The sequence below is a fragment of the Propioniciclava coleopterorum genome (assembly GCF_011393335.1).
Taxonomy (GTDB): Bacteria; Actinomycetota; Actinomycetes; order Propionibacteriales; family Propionibacteriaceae; genus Propioniciclava; species Propioniciclava coleopterorum.
Map to the genome: position 1 here is coordinate 1,245,168 of NZ_CP049865.1, position 13,729 is coordinate 1,258,896.

General features: G+C 72.7%; 15 protein-coding genes and 1 pseudogene. 8 read left to right on the forward strand and 8 right to left on the reverse strand.

Translation table 11 applies throughout. The features are described from left to right. Window positions 1–49 precede the first annotated feature (49 nt). From G7070_RS06040 to G7070_RS06070, 8 genes are all read left to right on the forward strand, one after another. Entirely contained in the window at window positions 50–763 is a 714-nt protein-coding gene (locus G7070_RS06040) for a CoA transferase subunit A (protein ID WP_166232763.1), read from the forward strand. A gap of 3 nt (window positions 764–766) precedes the next feature. Next, on the forward strand, window positions 767–1,417 hold the full coding sequence (locus G7070_RS06045) for a CoA transferase subunit B (protein WP_166232765.1): 651 nt from the start codon (window positions 767–769) through the stop codon (window positions 1,415–1,417). Next, window positions 1,414–2,814 carry a GntP family permease gene (locus G7070_RS06050; protein WP_206079978.1) on the forward strand — a complete coding sequence of 467 codons (1,401 nt, stop codon included), beginning with the start codon at window positions 1,414–1,416 and terminating at the stop codon, window positions 2,812–2,814. The genes G7070_RS06045 and G7070_RS06050 overlap by 4 nt, the downstream gene beginning before the upstream one ends. A gap of 12 nt (window positions 2,815–2,826) precedes the next feature. After that, window positions 2,827–3,588, forward strand: coding sequence for an SDR family NAD(P)-dependent oxidoreductase (locus G7070_RS06055; protein ID WP_166232767.1), 762 nt, complete (start codon window positions 2,827–2,829; stop codon window positions 3,586–3,588). 18 nt (window positions 3,589–3,606) lie between these two features. Continuing rightward, entirely contained in the window at window positions 3,607–4,530 is a 924-nt protein-coding gene (locus G7070_RS06060; RefSeq protein ID WP_246227410.1) for a thiolase family protein, read from the forward strand. Further along, window positions 4,527–4,793 carry an acetyl-CoA C-acetyltransferase gene (locus tag G7070_RS18470; protein WP_246227416.1) on the forward strand — a complete coding sequence of 89 codons (267 nt, stop codon included), beginning with the start codon at window positions 4,527–4,529 and terminating at the stop codon, window positions 4,791–4,793. Before G7070_RS06060 ends, G7070_RS18470 begins: the two co-directional genes overlap by 4 nt. A gap of 130 nt (window positions 4,794–4,923) precedes the next feature. Further along, on the forward strand, window positions 4,924–5,316 hold the full coding sequence (locus tag G7070_RS06065; protein WP_166232769.1) for a hypothetical protein: 393 nt from the start codon (window positions 4,924–4,926) through the stop codon (window positions 5,314–5,316). A 184-nt stretch (window positions 5,317–5,500) separates the two neighbouring features. Then, window positions 5,501–5,887 (forward strand): hypothetical protein, encoded by a 387-nt coding sequence (locus tag G7070_RS06070; RefSeq protein ID WP_166232771.1) that lies wholly within the window; start codon window positions 5,501–5,503, stop codon window positions 5,885–5,887. A gap of 54 nt (window positions 5,888–5,941) precedes the next feature. Here G7070_RS06070 and G7070_RS06075 read toward each other — a convergent pair whose 3' ends face one another. From G7070_RS06075 to G7070_RS06100, 8 genes and pseudogenes are all read right to left on the reverse strand, one after another. Beyond that, window positions 5,942–7,357, reverse strand: coding sequence for a serine hydrolase domain-containing protein (locus G7070_RS06075; RefSeq protein ID WP_166232773.1), 1,416 nt, complete (start codon window positions 7,355–7,357; stop codon window positions 5,942–5,944). Between the two features lie 157 nt (window positions 7,358–7,514). After that, window positions 7,515–8,033, reverse strand: a complete 519-nt coding sequence (locus G7070_RS06080) for an ArsR/SmtB family transcription factor (protein WP_166232775.1) — start codon at window positions 8,031–8,033, stop codon at window positions 7,515–7,517. A gap of 189 nt (window positions 8,034–8,222) precedes the next feature. After that, window positions 8,223–8,819, reverse strand: a complete 597-nt coding sequence (locus tag G7070_RS06085) for an imm11 family protein (RefSeq protein WP_166232777.1) — start codon at window positions 8,817–8,819, stop codon at window positions 8,223–8,225. Between the two features lie 173 nt (window positions 8,820–8,992). Beyond that, the gene (locus tag G7070_RS19805; RefSeq protein WP_431977923.1) at window positions 8,993–9,235 is read right to left on the reverse strand and encodes a PEP-utilizing enzyme; all 243 of its coding nucleotides are present in this window, start codon (window positions 9,233–9,235) and stop codon (window positions 8,993–8,995) included. Window positions 9,236–10,635: 1,400 nt separating this feature from the next. Continuing rightward, window positions 10,636–11,514 (reverse strand): annotated as a pseudogene (locus tag G7070_RS19810) (PEP/pyruvate-binding domain-containing protein); the annotation flags it as partial. Between the two features lie 406 nt (window positions 11,515–11,920). Then, window positions 11,921–12,094 carry an alpha/beta fold hydrolase gene (locus G7070_RS17635; RefSeq protein WP_246227418.1) on the reverse strand — a complete coding sequence of 58 codons (174 nt, stop codon included), beginning with the start codon at window positions 12,092–12,094 and terminating at the stop codon, window positions 11,921–11,923. A 2-nt stretch (window positions 12,095–12,096) separates the two neighbouring features. Then, entirely contained in the window at window positions 12,097–12,810 is a 714-nt protein-coding gene (locus G7070_RS06095; protein ID WP_206079981.1) for an alpha/beta fold hydrolase, read from the reverse strand. A gap of 28 nt (window positions 12,811–12,838) precedes the next feature. After that, on the reverse strand, window positions 12,839–13,546 hold the full coding sequence (locus tag G7070_RS06100; protein ID WP_166232779.1) for a class I SAM-dependent methyltransferase: 708 nt from the start codon (window positions 13,544–13,546) through the stop codon (window positions 12,839–12,841). Between the last annotated feature and the right edge of the window lie 183 nt (window positions 13,547–13,729).

The following is a 13,729-nucleotide window of genomic DNA, read 5'->3' on the forward strand; positions in this document are numbered from 1 at the left end:
CTCCGCGCGGCGTTCGCATCCATGAAACAGGACCAGAAAGGGCCTTGTGATGACCAAAGTCATCGGTGACATCGCGCCCGTACTGACCGAAACGCTCCGCGATGGCATGACCATCGCCGTCGGCGGCTTCGGCTTGTGCGGCATCCCCACCGACCTCATCCGCGTCGTGCGGGACTCGGGCGTGAAGGATCTCACCATTGTCTCCAACAACCTCGGCATCGACGGCAAGGGGCTGGGCCTGCTGCTGGAGAACGGGCAGATCAGCCGGGTGCTGTCGAGCTACGTCGGGGAGAACAAGTTCTTCATGCAGCAGTACATCGACGGCAACATCGAGGTCGAGTTCGTCCCGCAGGGCACCCTGGCGGAGCGGATGCGCGCCGGCGGCTCGGGCATCCCCGGCTTCTACACCAGGACCGGCGTCGGGACGCTGGTCGCCGAGGGCAAGCCCACCATGGACTTCGACGGCGAGACCTACCTGCTCGAGCGCGGCATCGTCGCCGACGTGGCGCTGGTGCACGCGCACACCGCCGACACCGACGGCAACCTCACCTTCCGGCTCACGGCCCGCAACTTCAACCCGCTCGTGGCCATGTGCGGGCGCGTCACGTTCGTCCAGGCCGAGAACATCGTCGACCTCGGCGCGCTGGACCCCGACGCGATCATGACCCCCGGCGTGTACGTCCACCACGTCTCGCAGGCCGTCTCCCCCACCGACATCGAACAGCACACGGTCCGGCCGCGGCCGGCTTCCCAGGAGGTCTGAGGCATGAGCTGGACCCGTGACGAGATGGCCGCCATCGCGGCCTCCGAACTGAACGACGGCGACTACGTCAACCTCGGCATCGGCATGCCGACCCTGGTCGCCAACAACCTGCCCGACGGCGTCCGCGTCGTGCTGCAGAGCGAGAACGGCATCCTGGGCATGGGCCCCTTCCCCTACGAGGGCGAAGAGGACGCCGACCTGATCAACGCCGGCAAGCAGACCGTGACGCTGCTGCCGGGCGCCGTGATCTTCGACTCGGCGACGTCGTTCGGCATGATCCGCGGCGGCAAGATGGCCGCGGCCATCCTGGGCGCCATGGAGGTCTCCGGCTCCGGCGACCTGGCCAACTGGCAGATCCCGGGCAAGCTCGTGAAGGGCATGGGCGGCGCGATGGACCTCGTGGCCGGCACCCGCCGCGTCATCGTGATGACCGAGCACGTCTCCAAGAACGGCACCCCGAAGATCGTCCGCGAGTGCTCGCTGCCGCTGACCGGCGTGGGCGTGGTGGACCGCATCATCACCGACCTGGCCGTCTTCGACGTCACGCCGGACGGCCTCGTGCTGCGCGCGCTGGCCCCCGACGTCACCGTCGACGAGGTCGCCGAGAAGACCGAGCCGGAGTTCACCGTCGATCTGGCGGAGGTCGCTGCATGATCTCGCTGCTCATCGTCGTCGCGGCGCTCGGGTTCCTGATGTTCATGGCCTACAAGGGCCACAGCGTCATCCTGTTCGCCCCGATCGCGGCCATGGGCGCGGTCCTGCTGACCAACCCCGGCCTCGTCGCGCCGATGTTCACCGGCCTCTTCATGACGAAGATGGTCGGGTTCATCGCGAACTACTTCCCGGTGTTCCTGCTGGGCGCCATCTTCGGCAAGCTCATGGAGATCTCGGGCTTCGCCAAGTCCATCGTGAGCGCCGTCATCAAGGTCGTCGGCGCCCGCAACGCCATGCTGACGATCGTCCTGGTCGGCGCGCTGCTCACCTACGGCGGCGTCTCGCTGTTCGTGGTCGTGTTCGCGGTCTACCCGTTCGCGGCCGAGATGTTCCGCCAGGGCGACATCCCCAAGCGGCTCATCCCCGGCACGATCGCGCTGGGCGCGTTCACCTTCACGATGGACGCCATCCCGGGCACGCCGCAGATCCAGAACATCATCCCGACGACGTTCTTCGGCACCACCGGCTACGCCGCGCCCGTCCTGGGCATCTTCGGCGGCATCATCGTGTTCCTGGCGGGCATGGCCTACCTGGAGTGGCAGCGCCGCAAGGCCCTGGCGAAGGGCGAGGGCTACGGCGAGGGCCACACCAACGAGCCGACCAGCTTCGCCACGGACAAGCTGCCGCACCCGCTGCTGGCGCTCACGCCGCTGGTCCTGGTGGGCGTGGTCAACCTCCTGATGACCAACCTCATCCCGAAGGCGTTCGGCAAGGAGACGATCTTCGACTCCACCGTCGTCGGCAAGCCCGCGCCCATCACGGTGGCCACCTCGGCCAACGTCGCGATCTGGGCGGTGCTGGCCGCGCTGCTCGTCGGCATCCTGTTCGTGGTCGTCACCGCGTTCAAGACGCTGCGGGAGCACTTCACCGAGGAGGTCAAGCCCGCGATCGCCGGCTCGCTGCTCGCCACGATGAACACCGCCTCCGAGTACGGCTTCGGCGCGGTCATCGCCGCCCTGGCCGGCTTCAAGATCGTCGCGGACGGCCTCACCGCCATCCCCGACCCGCTCGTCCGCGAGGCGGTCACCGTCACCTCGCTGGCCGGCATCACCGGGTCGGCGTCCGGCGGCATGAGCATCGCCCTGGGCGCCATGGCGCAGTCGTTCATCGACGCCGCCAACGCGACGGGCATCCCGATGGAGGTCCTGCACCGCGTCGCCTCGATGGCGTCCGGCGGCATGGACACCCTGCCGCACAACGGCGCGGTCATCACGCTGCTCGCCGTCACCGGCCTGACCCACAAGACGTCCTACAAGGACATCTTCGCCATGACGATCATCAAGACCCTCGCCGTCTTCGTGATCATCGGCCTCTACTACGCCACCGGCCTCGTCTAGGAGACACCCATCATGAGCACCTACCCGAACTTCCACGACGGCCGCCGCGCCATGGTCACCGGCGCCGCGTCCGGCATCGGCCGCGCCGCCGCCATCAAGCTGGCCGAGGCCGGGGCGCACGTCCTGGCCGTCGACCTGAACGCCGAGGGCCTGGAGGCCCTGGCCGCCGAGGTCCCCGGCATCGAGCCGGTCCCCTGCGACCTGTCCGACCTGGCCGGGCTGGACGCCCTGCCCAAGGACGTCGACATCCTGGTGAACAACGCCGGCATCCAGACCGTGTCGCCGATCCAGGACTTCCCGATCGAGCGCTTCGAGCTCATCATGCGCGTCATGCTGCACGCACCCTGGTACCTGATCCGCCAGAGCGTCCCGCACATGTACGCCAACGGCTGGGGCCGCATCGTGAACCTGTCCAGCGCGCACGGGCTGCGCGCCTCGGAGTTCAAGTCGGCCTACGTCACGGCCAAGCACGGCCTGGAGGGCCTGTCCAAGGTCGTCGCGCTGGAGGGCGGCCCGCACGGCGTCACCTCGGTCACGGTCAACCCCGCCTACGTGCGGACGCCGCTGGTCGAGAAGCAGATCGCCGAGCAGGCCCGCGCCCACAACATGGGCGAGGACGAGGTCGTCCAGAAGATCATGCTGGACCGCGTCCACGTGAAGCGCCTGATCGAGCCCGAGGAGGTCGGCGAGCTGGTCCTGTTCCTCACCGGGCCCGCGTCGGCGTCCATGAGCGGCACGTCCTACCCGATCGACGGCGCCTGGTCGGCGTACTGAGCACCAAGGAGATACATCATGATGAAGACTGACGACCCCGTGGTCGTGCTGGGCTACGCCCGCACCCCCGTGGGCGCCTTCGGCAAGGCGCTGGCCCAGGTCCCGGCGCACGTCCTCGGCGCCACCGCGGCGAAGGCCGCCCTGGAGCGCTCCGGCCTGACGGCCGCGGACGCCGACGAGTGGATCATCGGCTGCGTCGGCAGCACCGGCACGGACGCCTACATCAGCCGGCGGGTCGCGATCGAGGCGGGCGCCCCGGTCGAGTCCACCGCGATGACGGTCAACCGCCTGTGCGGCTCCGCCATGCAGGCGATCGGCCTGGCCGCCATGGAGCTGATGGTCGGCGAGTCCGACATCGTCGTGGCCGGCGGCACCGAGAACATGTCGGCGCAGCCCTTCCTCGACTTCTCGGCGCGCAACGGGGTGACCCTGGGCGACCGGAAGCTGATGGACGGCACCAACTCGATGATCACTGACCCGTTCACCATGCAGCCGATGGGGATCACGGCGGAGAACGTGGCCGAGCGCTTCGGCGTGACCCGCGAGGAGCAGGACGCGTTCGCGCTGGAGAGCCAGCGGCGCGCCCAGGAGGCGCTCGCGAGCGGTGCGGTGGCCGGCGAGATCACGCCCGTCACCATCAGCACCCGGCGCGGCGACGTGGTCGTCGACACCGACGAGCACCCGCGGGCGGGGCTGACCTTGGAGAAGCTGGCCGCGATGCGTCCGGTGTTCGTCAAGGAGGGCACCGTGACGGCCGGCAACGCGTCCGGCATCAACGACGGCGCCTGCATGCTGGTGCTGACCCGGGCGTCGGTGGCGGCCGAGCGCGGCCTCAAGCCGCTGGCCGAGCTGGTCGACTTCACCAAGGTCGGCATCGAGCCCGAGATCATGGGGTACGCCCCAAGCCGGCGATCGAGAAGATCCTCGACCGCAACGGCATGACGGCCGACGAGATCGGCTGGATCGAGCTCAACGAGGCCTTCGCCGCCCAGGCGATCCCGGTGATCCGGGATCTGGGCCTCGACGAGTCCAAGGTCAACCCGCTCGGCGGCGCCATCGCATGGGGCCACCCGATCGGGGCGACGGGCGCCATCATCACGGCCCGCACCATCGAGAACATGGTCAAGGGCGGGCACGAGTACGGGCTGGCATCGATGTGCATCGGCGGCGGGCAGGCCGTGGCCGGCCTCTGGCGCCTGGTGTGAGCGGGGCCGCCGCCTCGAGGGGGCATCCCACGGGGCGGTGAGCCGCGGTAACGGCGAGAGGGGAGGACGCATGTGTCCTCCCCTCTCGTCGTTCCCAGGTTCCTCACAGCCGCCTGTGAGACAGTGGGGCATGCTCACTCGCACCCTGGCACTCCTGGCGGCGGTCGTCGTCGTGCTGACCGGGTGCCAGGGCGGTTCGGGCCGGGTCGTCACGATCGACTCCTGGGGCTGGAACTCGCGCGTGAGCGGCTCGGCGATGGAGGATCGGTCCTCCACGACCATGCCGGCGCGTCCGGGGACGACGGCGACCGTCGACTCACTGTCCGGCCCCGTCACTTTCACGATCGTCGCCGTCGGAGAGCGCGGCGTCGACATCACCACGGACGTCCCGCTCGCCCCCTCCGACGGCAACGCCGCGCAGATGTCGCGTCCCGTCGACCGGTTCACGGTCGCGGCCGACCCGGTCCGCCTCGTCACGGTGAGCCTGGACGCGGGCACCCACTTCGAGGTCATCTCCCGCTGAGACCGGCCATCGACGTGCGGCGTGCCACTCGTTAGGGTCGGCGCATGAGCGCCACCACCCCGCCGCACCTGGCCGACACGACCGTGCCGCACCCCGGAACCGACGAACACTCCCGCAGCGCCGTCGAGGCGGGCATCTTCTGGGCGGGGCAACTCGTCGCCCCGACGGGGGCCGCACCTTCGACGTGTGGTCGAACTACGACAGCGCCACCAACACCGTCCCCGACGGCCCCGTGGTCATCGAGGCCCGCCGGGGCGGCGACTCCCTGGTGCTCTTCCATCAGGCCGAGCACGGCTACGACGCCGTCTTCGTCGGCGAGGACGACCTGGGCGAACCCACCGAGCTCGCGCTCGTCGCCGCGGACGCCGAGGTCGTGTGCACCGCCGGCTACTCCTTCGACTGGGAGGAGGAGAAGGAGGACTGGGTCGACGCGGACGACCGGGTCGCCCTCCCCGACGGGCGCACGATCTCCTGGGAGGAGGCGAAGGCGCTGGGCTTCGACTCGTTCGGCGTCGACGTGCGCACCGCGGGCGGGGAGTGGCGCGACATCGGGAGCTTCGAGCTCGCCTGACCCGCCGGCGGCGGACTCAGAACATCCAGAGCATCCCCGCGATCAGCGCCAGGTTCACCACCAGCCCCGCGACGGCGAGCCAGGCCCGCCGCGGGGGCAGCAGCGGCCCGGCGCGCCAGGACGTCGCCGCGAGCACGGCCGCTGCCAGCGCCGGCGCGAGCAGCAACCCCCAGATCCAGCCCCGACGGCGAACCAAGGGCCGCTGTGCCACGCGAGCAACAGGCCGAACGCCGCGGCCGCCAGGGAGCCCACCACGTGGACGCCGCTGCGGAACCGCCGCGCGGCCGCCAGGGCGCTCAGACTCAGCAGCGCGGCGACGCCCACGACGAACCAGGACACCCCGAGCAGGATCGGGTCGGTGCGGACGGGCGCCGGGCGATCCTCGAGCAGCGCCACCCCCAGCGCGTCCACCGACTGGGTGGTGTTGCCCAGGACGATCACGCCGCGTCCGGCCGCGCGATCGAGGGCGAGCATGGTCCGGAACCCGCCGGTGCCACCGTTGTGCCACAGCAGCTCCCGCGCGGGGCGTCCGTCCGCCGCGGGCAGGTCGGTGGTCACCCAGGCCCACCCGATGCCGCTGCCGTCCATCTCCGCCGTGGGCCGCTGCGCGGCGACGCCCGGACCGTCGCCGAGCTGGCTCTGCGCCCACCGGGCGAGGTCCGCGAGGGTGGTGAACGTGGCGGTCCCGCTGGGCAGGTAGCCCTCCCCGTCCCAGCGCGGCGCCGGCAGCCCGTTGACGTGGAAGCCGGGGGCGGCGTCGGCGGGGATGTCCGCCGGCGTGGCCGCGAGCCCGGTGTCGGCCATCCCGAGCGGCCCGGTGACGCGGTCGCGCAGCAGCGTGGCGTAGTCGGGGGCGCCCGCGGCCCGGGCCAGGGCCGTGCCCAGCAGCGAGAAGCCCAGGTTGGAGTAGGTGGGGGGCTGCTGCGTGTCGACCGGGGCCGCCGCGGCGTCCCGGAGGAGTTGGGCGGTCGAGGTGGAGGCGTACGGGCCCTCGTTGCCCCAGGACGCGACGAAGCCGGAGCCCGCGGCGGTCGCGCCGATGGGCGGCAGCCCGGAGCTGTGCTGGGCCAGCGAGGCCAGCGTCACCCCGCCGGCGGGGGTGCCCCGGAGCTCGGGGAGGTGGCTGGCGAGCGGGTCCTCGGCGCGCGCCTCGCCGCGCTCGATCGCCTGGGCCAGCAGCGAGCCGGTGAAGGTCTTGGTGATGGACCCGAGTTCGTACGGCGTGGTGTCCAGGGGCGCGACGCCCGTCCCGCGTCCGGCGCCGGCGTTGCCGAGGCCGGCCCACGTCACGGTGTCGGGCGTCACCTCGGCCACGGCGAGGGAGCGCCAGCCGCCGGTCGCGCCCCCGAGCGCCCGTTCAACGCGTTCGGCGAGGGCCCGGTCGCCGGACCGCGCCGTGCTGACGTGCTGCCGTTCCGGGCCCACGAGGAGGCCGAGGGCCAGCGCGACGACCAGGGAGGCCGCGAGCACGAGCGCCAGGCGGCCGCGGCCGGCGGGTGGTCGTCCTGCGGCCTGCTGGGCGGTGGGGGCGGGGTGTCCGGTCGGTGTTTCGGGGGTGGTCCCACGTGCTTGGGTGCGGGCATGGCGGACTCCTTGGATGGGTGGTCTGCGGCGACCGCCTGGGCGGTCAGGGGTGGGCGGACAGGACGGTCATCAGCAGCGGCACCACCCGCTCGGGCGGGATGGTGTAGCGGCCACGCACGGTGGCGTCGAGCCAGCCGGCCGAGACCAACTGGCGGAGGTGATGGTGCAGTTTCCCGGTGCTGGCCAGCGAGGGGTGCGCCAGCAGGTCGCCGGTGGTCTCGGTGCCCTCCAGCACCAGCTTCATGATGGTGAGCCGGACCGGGTGCGCGAGCGCGGTGAGCGCCGGCGCGAGCAGGGTCCAATCCCACTCCTGGAGGCGCTCCAGCGTCTGGCCGACCTGCCACCGGACGGGGCCCGCCGCCGGGGTCACGCTGCCGACCATGAGCACCGCCCCGGGTTCGGGGAACATGTCCTCCAGCGAGGTGAGGAAGTGGAAGTCCTCGCCCAGCGGGGGGCGTCCGGACGCCTCCTGCCCGGCGTGCGCGGGTCGCCCGGCCTCGAGCCGGGCCACCTGCTCCTCGAGCCGGGCCACGCGGGCCTCCAGCCCCTCACGCTCAGTCATGGTTATAAAGTACGTACTTCCGTATAAATGCGCAAGCGCGGGCTGGCGATCGCCCGGCTCCAGCGGGTGGCGCCCCAGCCGTCGGCGGCACGAAGGGCGCGCGGCGCCCGACCGGCCCGGGCGGTTCGGCGCCGGGGAGCCCAGTCGCGTCTCGGCGAAGTACGGAAATCCGACGCGGCGCGGCGGCGCTCAGCCCCAGAAGTCGGTCCGGGTGAAGCCGGTCAGCTCGCGGAAGCCGACCCCGACCAGCCCCGCCTCGCGGCAGGCGTCGGCGAAGGCGTCCGTGCACAGGAGGTTCCGGCCGGCGTCCAGGCTCATGAAGGCGGCGGCCGCGGGCACCTTCGCCTCGTCCACGACGAACCGAGCCACCGACTCCAGGTCGGTGATGTCCCGGTCCTCCGGGTCGCCGGCCGGCGCGTCCTGAGCCAGGGTGTACTCGGACCGTTCCCAGTCGAACACCGAGACCGGCGCGCCCCACAGCAGGTAGAAGTAGGACTTGGCGCTGCGGCGTCCAGTGGACTGGACGACCTCGACCGGGATGGCGCGCACGGGGAGGTCGAACGATCGGCACACGGCGAGGAAGGCGTCCGAGGCCATCAGGTTGAGGCCCCAGAAGTCGAAGTCGAGCACCTGGTGCTTGGCGGTGAACACGTAGCCGTCGGGGATGTCGAGGGCGTGGATGTCGGCCTCGAAGCCGTCCCAGGCCCAGTCGCGGTTCACGGTGCCCTTCAGCACGGTCGGGCAGCCGCGCGCGCCCGGCACGTAGTCCACGATGTGCAGCGGCATGCCGACCCCCGTTCCGGGCCGCCGTCGCGGGCCCGGGTCGACCCTACCGAGCCGCCGTGCCCGTACGGATGCGGTCCGCGGCGCCCGGCGGCCACCTAACGCACCCGCCGCACACACGTGGCGTCCGGCGGCACCCAGCTCACCCGCCGCACGCACGTGGGCCCTCCGGAGGCTCAGGCGTCGGTGTCGAGGACCACCACGCCCTTGTCGCCGTCCACGGTGATCAGGTCGCCGTCGGCGATCCTGGCCGTCGCCGAGCCGGTCCCGAGCACCGCGGGGATGCCGTACTCGCGCGCCACGATGGAGCTGTGGGACAGCGGGCCGCCCACGTCGGTGACGACGGCCGCCGCCATCGCGAAGAACGGGGTGTAGGCCGGCGTCGTGATGGGCGCCACCAGCACGTCTCCCGGCTGCATCTTCGCGAAGTCCTCCGGCCCGCGCAGCAGCCGCGCCGGGCCGGTCGCACTGCCCCGGACGCGCCCAGGCCCTTGAGGGTCGGCCCGGTCTGGACGTCCTCGTTGCTGGGCATGAACCGCTTGAAGAGCTGGTAGAACGGCCCCTTGGCGGGCAGCCACCCGGGCGGGCTGACCTGCCGGTTGCCGCGCCAGGTCGCCTTGCGGGCTGCGACGGCGGCGTCGGCCGCCGGCCCGATGGGACGGCCCGCGTCCAGCCCGGACGCCGCGAGACGGGCCTCGTCCTCGGTGAGCCAGAACGCGTCCCCGCCGTCGGCGAGCAGGCCCGCGTCCGCGAACCGGCGGCCGAGTTCCCGCAGGAGCCGGCGCGCCGCCGGCCACCCGAGCCCGACGTCGGCGAGCGCGTCCTCGCGCAGCGGCCCGAGCTCGCGGGCCTTGGTCAGCGCCCGCGCCAGGACGCTGCGGCGGACGGGGTCCACGTGGGCGTCGAGCCAGGCCTGCGCCGTCGCCCGCTCGGACGCCTGCCGCGCCAGCCGCTCGTCCGGATCGACCGCGTCGCCGGACGCCGCGAACCGCAGCGCGGCGAGCACGGGGGCCGGGTCGTCCGCGGCGACCGGCTGCATGACGTCGAGGTTGTAGGTGAGGTGGCCGTAGCGGGCCAGGTGCTCGGCGAGCTTCTGCTCGAACGCGGCCCGGTGTTCCTCGGGGATCGGCTCCTCGGCGGCGAGCGCGTCGGCGACGCCCGGGGTGGCGCGGCACCAGCGGGCGAAGGCGTGCAGCGAGCGCTCGGCACGGATCGGGGTGGACTCCTCCCCCAGCAGGAACGTCAGGGCGGCCGGGCGCCCCTTCCCGTGGACGAGGGTCTCGTAGAGCTTGGTGAAGCCGATCTCCGCCGCGGCCGCCTGCGGGATGACCGCCTGCACGTAGGTGTAGTAGCCGGCGCCCGCCGCGATCAGCTCGGCCGCCCCGTCGAGCAGGGCGGACGCCGCCAGCTCGCCCTCGTCCCGCGCGGCCCAGCGGTCGACAACGGCGCGGTACTCCGGCAGCCCGTGCTCGCGCCACAGGATGACCCCGTTCAGCTCGCTGGAGGGGCTGAACGCCACCTTGAGCGCCGCGGGCGAGGACGTCAGCATCCGCTTCATCCCCGCCGTGGAGTAGAAGTAGTAGCCGTAGCCGTTGATGGTCGGGAAGTCCATGTCGCCGACGCGGAGCAGTTCCTTGGTGAAGTAGCGGCCCAGCACGGTCCGCAGCGAGGACGCGACGGCCGGCCGGATCAGGTCCGCGAACAGCGGCGAGAGCGGGTCGGGCAGCTGCTCGACGATGGAGGCCCGCATGAACATGCCGTCGGTGCGCGGCAGCGGCCACTGCGTGGGCGGCGGCCCGACGGGCTCGGGCAGCGCCGTGACGGGGCGGCTCTGCACGATCTGGAACGCGCCGTCGGCCAGCACCCACTCGATGTCCTGCGGGGCACCGAAGTGCGCCTCGATGCGGCGCCCGAGCCGGGCGAGCGCGACGGCCTGGGCGTCGGTGAGGACACGGCGGCCGCGGTCGGCCTCGGGGAGCTCGCGGGTCGCGGTGCCCTGTGCCTCGCGCACGGTGTGGACGCGCTTGTCGCCGGTGGTGCGCGACGTCACGGCGTCGGCGGCCACGACGAACTCGTCCGGGGTGACCTCGCCGCCGACGACGGCCTCGCCGAGCCCGAAGGCGGCGTTGAGGACCGTCTCGTCGCGGCGTCCGTTGCCGGGGTTGGCGGTGAACATGATGCCCGCGGCCTCGGCGTCCACGAGGCGCTGCACGACGACGGCCAGGCGGACGTCGCCGTCCACTCCGGCCCGCGACCGGTAGGCGACGGCGCGGTCGGTCCACAGCGAGGCCCAGCAGCGCCGGACCGCATCCAGGAGGGCGGCCTCGCCGGAGATGTTGAGGTAGGTGTCCTGCTGGCCGGCGAAGGATGCCTCGGCCAGGTCCTCGGCCGTCGCCGACGACCGGACCGCGACCGGCCCCTCCCCCAGCGCGCGATGGGCGGCGCTGATCTCCTCGGCCAACCCGGCGGGCATCGGGGGCTCGAACAGCGCGCGGGCCGCGGCCCCGTCGGGCGCGGCTGCGAGCCGGTCGGCGATGCCGGTGGCGGCCACGTAGTGGTCGTAGGCCGCGGTGGTGATGATGAAACCGTCGGGGACGGGGAAACCCGCGCTGACCAGCTCTCCGAGGTTGGCGCCCTTGCCGCCCGCGGTGGCGATGTCGGTCCGGCCGAACGCGGCCAGCGGTGCAATCCGACTCATGTCGTTCTCCTTTACCAACCACCGACCCTAGACCTCTGGTGGGCCGATGCAAGGCCACGAGGAGAAAGATCAACAACCACGCACTCGCCGCGAACGCGCGCCTCCGCGACTAGGGGAAATACCCACGCACTGCGCTGCGAGTGCGTGATTCTTGATTTCTCGGCCGCGTCACCCGGTCCTCGGCGCGGTCAGGGCTCGACGGTCCGGCGCCGCCGAGGGCGCGGACCATCTGCGGCCACCCGCCCTGAGGTGGCGACCGAAGCCGGGCCTGTCCGGCGGGACGCCGCGGAGGTTGCCCTGGCGCGGCGCGCGCAACAGGCCCACGGGACGCGTCAGGCACACCCCGGACACCGTCGGCAGCTCGAAGCGCCGGGCGTGGGCGAACACGTGGGTCGGCGCGGCCTGGTCACACAGGCAGCCGGGTCAGGAAGCCCAGGACGGCCTCGGCGACCAGTTCGGGGCTGTCGCGCTGCACCCAGTGGCCGCCGCGCGGGATCTCGACGAGCTCGGCGCCCCGGATGGACGCGGCGGCGCGGCGGGCCGCGGCGATCGGGACGCCGGGGTCGGCCTCGCCGTGCACGATCAGCGTCGGGACGTCGAGGCCCCGAGCGCCGCCGTGTAGTCGGTGCGCAGTCCCCGCGGGCCGATCTGGTCGCGCTGCCACTGCGCGAACGCCTCGAACGCGTGCGGGCGGGCGCCCTCCTCGGCGATGCCCGTGCGCAACTCCGGGGTGAGCCGACGCGGGTCGCTGACCAGGCCGTTCCCGGACAGGCTCATCGCCAGCGCCCGGCGGCTGCGGGCCGTGCCGCGCTGCGCGGCGGCCAGCAGGCCCGTGCGGACCGACCAGTACGTCAGCCGCTGGGCCAGCGACTCCGCCGGCCCCGTATAGAGCCGGTCGCTCAGGCCGTAGCTGCCGAACAGCAGCAGGCCGGCCAGGTCGGCCTCCGGGGTGAGCGCGTGGCCCAGCGCCATGCCGCCGCCCAGGGACAGGCCGCCCAGCACCGGACGCTCCAGCCCCAGCGCGGCGATCAGGTCTTCGATGTGGGCGACGAGCCGCTCCTGCGTCGCGAGCCAGGGTGCCGCGGGCGAGAGCCCGTAGCCGGGGTGGTCGGGCGCGAACACCCGATACCCGGATCCGGCCAGCACGGGCCCGAGCCCGCTCCAGGACAGCCAGGCGTTGTCCAGGCCGCCGCCGTGCAGCAGCAGGACGTCGGCGCGCGGGTCGTCGTCGGGTGTGTAGGTGAGCACCGAGATGCTCCCCCACCCCAGGTCCACCGCGGTGCGGCCGGCGATCATGGCGTTCCCCCTCCTCGGCGCTGAGAGCTCAGGATGCCACGAACAGCCAGCCGGAACCGGGCCGGTAGGGGTGGTCGCGCGCCTCGATCTGCTCGAAGCCCGCCGCACGCAGGTCCGCGACGATCTCGTCCGCGTCCCGGTAACGCAGCGTGCACCGGGAGGCGATGGTCTCGCCGTCGGCGAAGGTGGTGGTGTCGCTGTAGTGGACCAGCGGCAGGTCCACCTCGACGTCGCACGAGGAGACGACGGTGCCCTCGTGCGCGGCGTCGTACTCCGTCGGCGGTTCGGCCCAGGTCTCCCAGGCCCGCGCAGCGACGTCCCGGACGTCGAAGACGAACCGCCCGCCCGGGGCGAGCGCGGCGCGGACCGCGCCCAGGGTGGCGAGCCAGGCGCCGTCGTCGGCGAAGACCATGGCGACGTTCGCGGTCATGGTGGCCGCGGCGACCGCGAGCGGCGGCAGGTCCTCGGCGGTGCCGAGCACCCAGGTGACCGCGTCGGCGCCGGGCTTGGCGCGGGCGACCGCGAGGCTCGCCGCCGCCGGTTCGACGGCGGTCACCTCCTTCCCGCGGGCGGCCTCGGCGAGCGCGAACACGCCGGTGCCGGAGCCGACGTCGAGCAGCGACGCCCAATCACGCTCGTCGAGCACGGCCCGGTACATGTCCAGGTCGGAGCGGTCGGTGTCGAGCGGGTCGTAGAGCGCCGCCATGCGCGGGTGCCGGTAGATCTCGTCAGCCATGGGTCCAGTTCAGCCGACCGTCACGCGCCAGGTCCAACCGGGGTCGCGGGCGTTCACGGCGTCCTTCCACTGGCACGAGCACCCGCCTGCCAACGCAGACGTGTGAGTCAGCACCTCGCTGCCAACGCACGGCGTGTCGATCAGCACCCCGCTACCAACGGCACGGCGTGCCCATCAGCACCC

Bases quoted from the DNA above. Each gene is read 5' to 3' on its own strand.
- G7070_RS06085 (WP_166232777.1), bottom strand. From the start codon at position 8,819: ATGCCGCTGCACATCGTGGACTACGTGCCGGGCGCGCGCGGCTGCCCG.
- G7070_RS06045 (WP_166232765.1), top strand. From the start codon at position 767: ATGAGCTGGACCCGTGACGAGATGGCCGCCATCGCGGCCTCCGAACTG.
- G7070_RS06055 (WP_166232767.1), top strand. From the start codon at position 2,827: ATGAGCACCTACCCGAACTTCCACGACGGCCGCCGCGCCATGGTCACC.
- G7070_RS06060 (WP_246227410.1), top strand. From the start codon at position 3,607: ATGATGAAGACTGACGACCCCGTGGTCGTGCTGGGCTACGCCCGCACC.
- G7070_RS06065 (WP_166232769.1), top strand. From the start codon at position 4,924: ATGCTCACTCGCACCCTGGCACTCCTGGCGGCGGTCGTCGTCGTGCTG.
- G7070_RS06095 (WP_206079981.1), bottom strand. From the start codon at position 12,810: ATGATCGCCGGCCGCACCGCGGTGGACCTGGGGTGGGGGAGCATCTCG.
- G7070_RS06100 (WP_166232779.1), bottom strand. From the start codon at position 13,546: ATGGCTGACGAGATCTACCGGCACCCGCGCATGGCGGCGCTCTACGAC.
- G7070_RS19805 (WP_431977923.1), bottom strand. From the start codon at position 9,235: ATGCAGCCGGGAGACGTGCTGGTGGCGCCCATCACGACGCCGGCCTAC.
- G7070_RS06050 (WP_206079978.1), top strand. From the start codon at position 1,414: ATGATCTCGCTGCTCATCGTCGTCGCGGCGCTCGGGTTCCTGATGTTC.
- G7070_RS06080 (WP_166232775.1), bottom strand. From the start codon at position 8,033: ATGACTGAGCGTGAGGGGCTGGAGGCCCGCGTGGCCCGGCTCGAGGAG.
- G7070_RS06040 (WP_166232763.1), top strand. From the start codon at position 50: ATGACCAAAGTCATCGGTGACATCGCGCCCGTACTGACCGAAACGCTC.
- G7070_RS18470 (WP_246227416.1), top strand. From the start codon at position 4,527: ATGACGGCCGACGAGATCGGCTGGATCGAGCTCAACGAGGCCTTCGCC.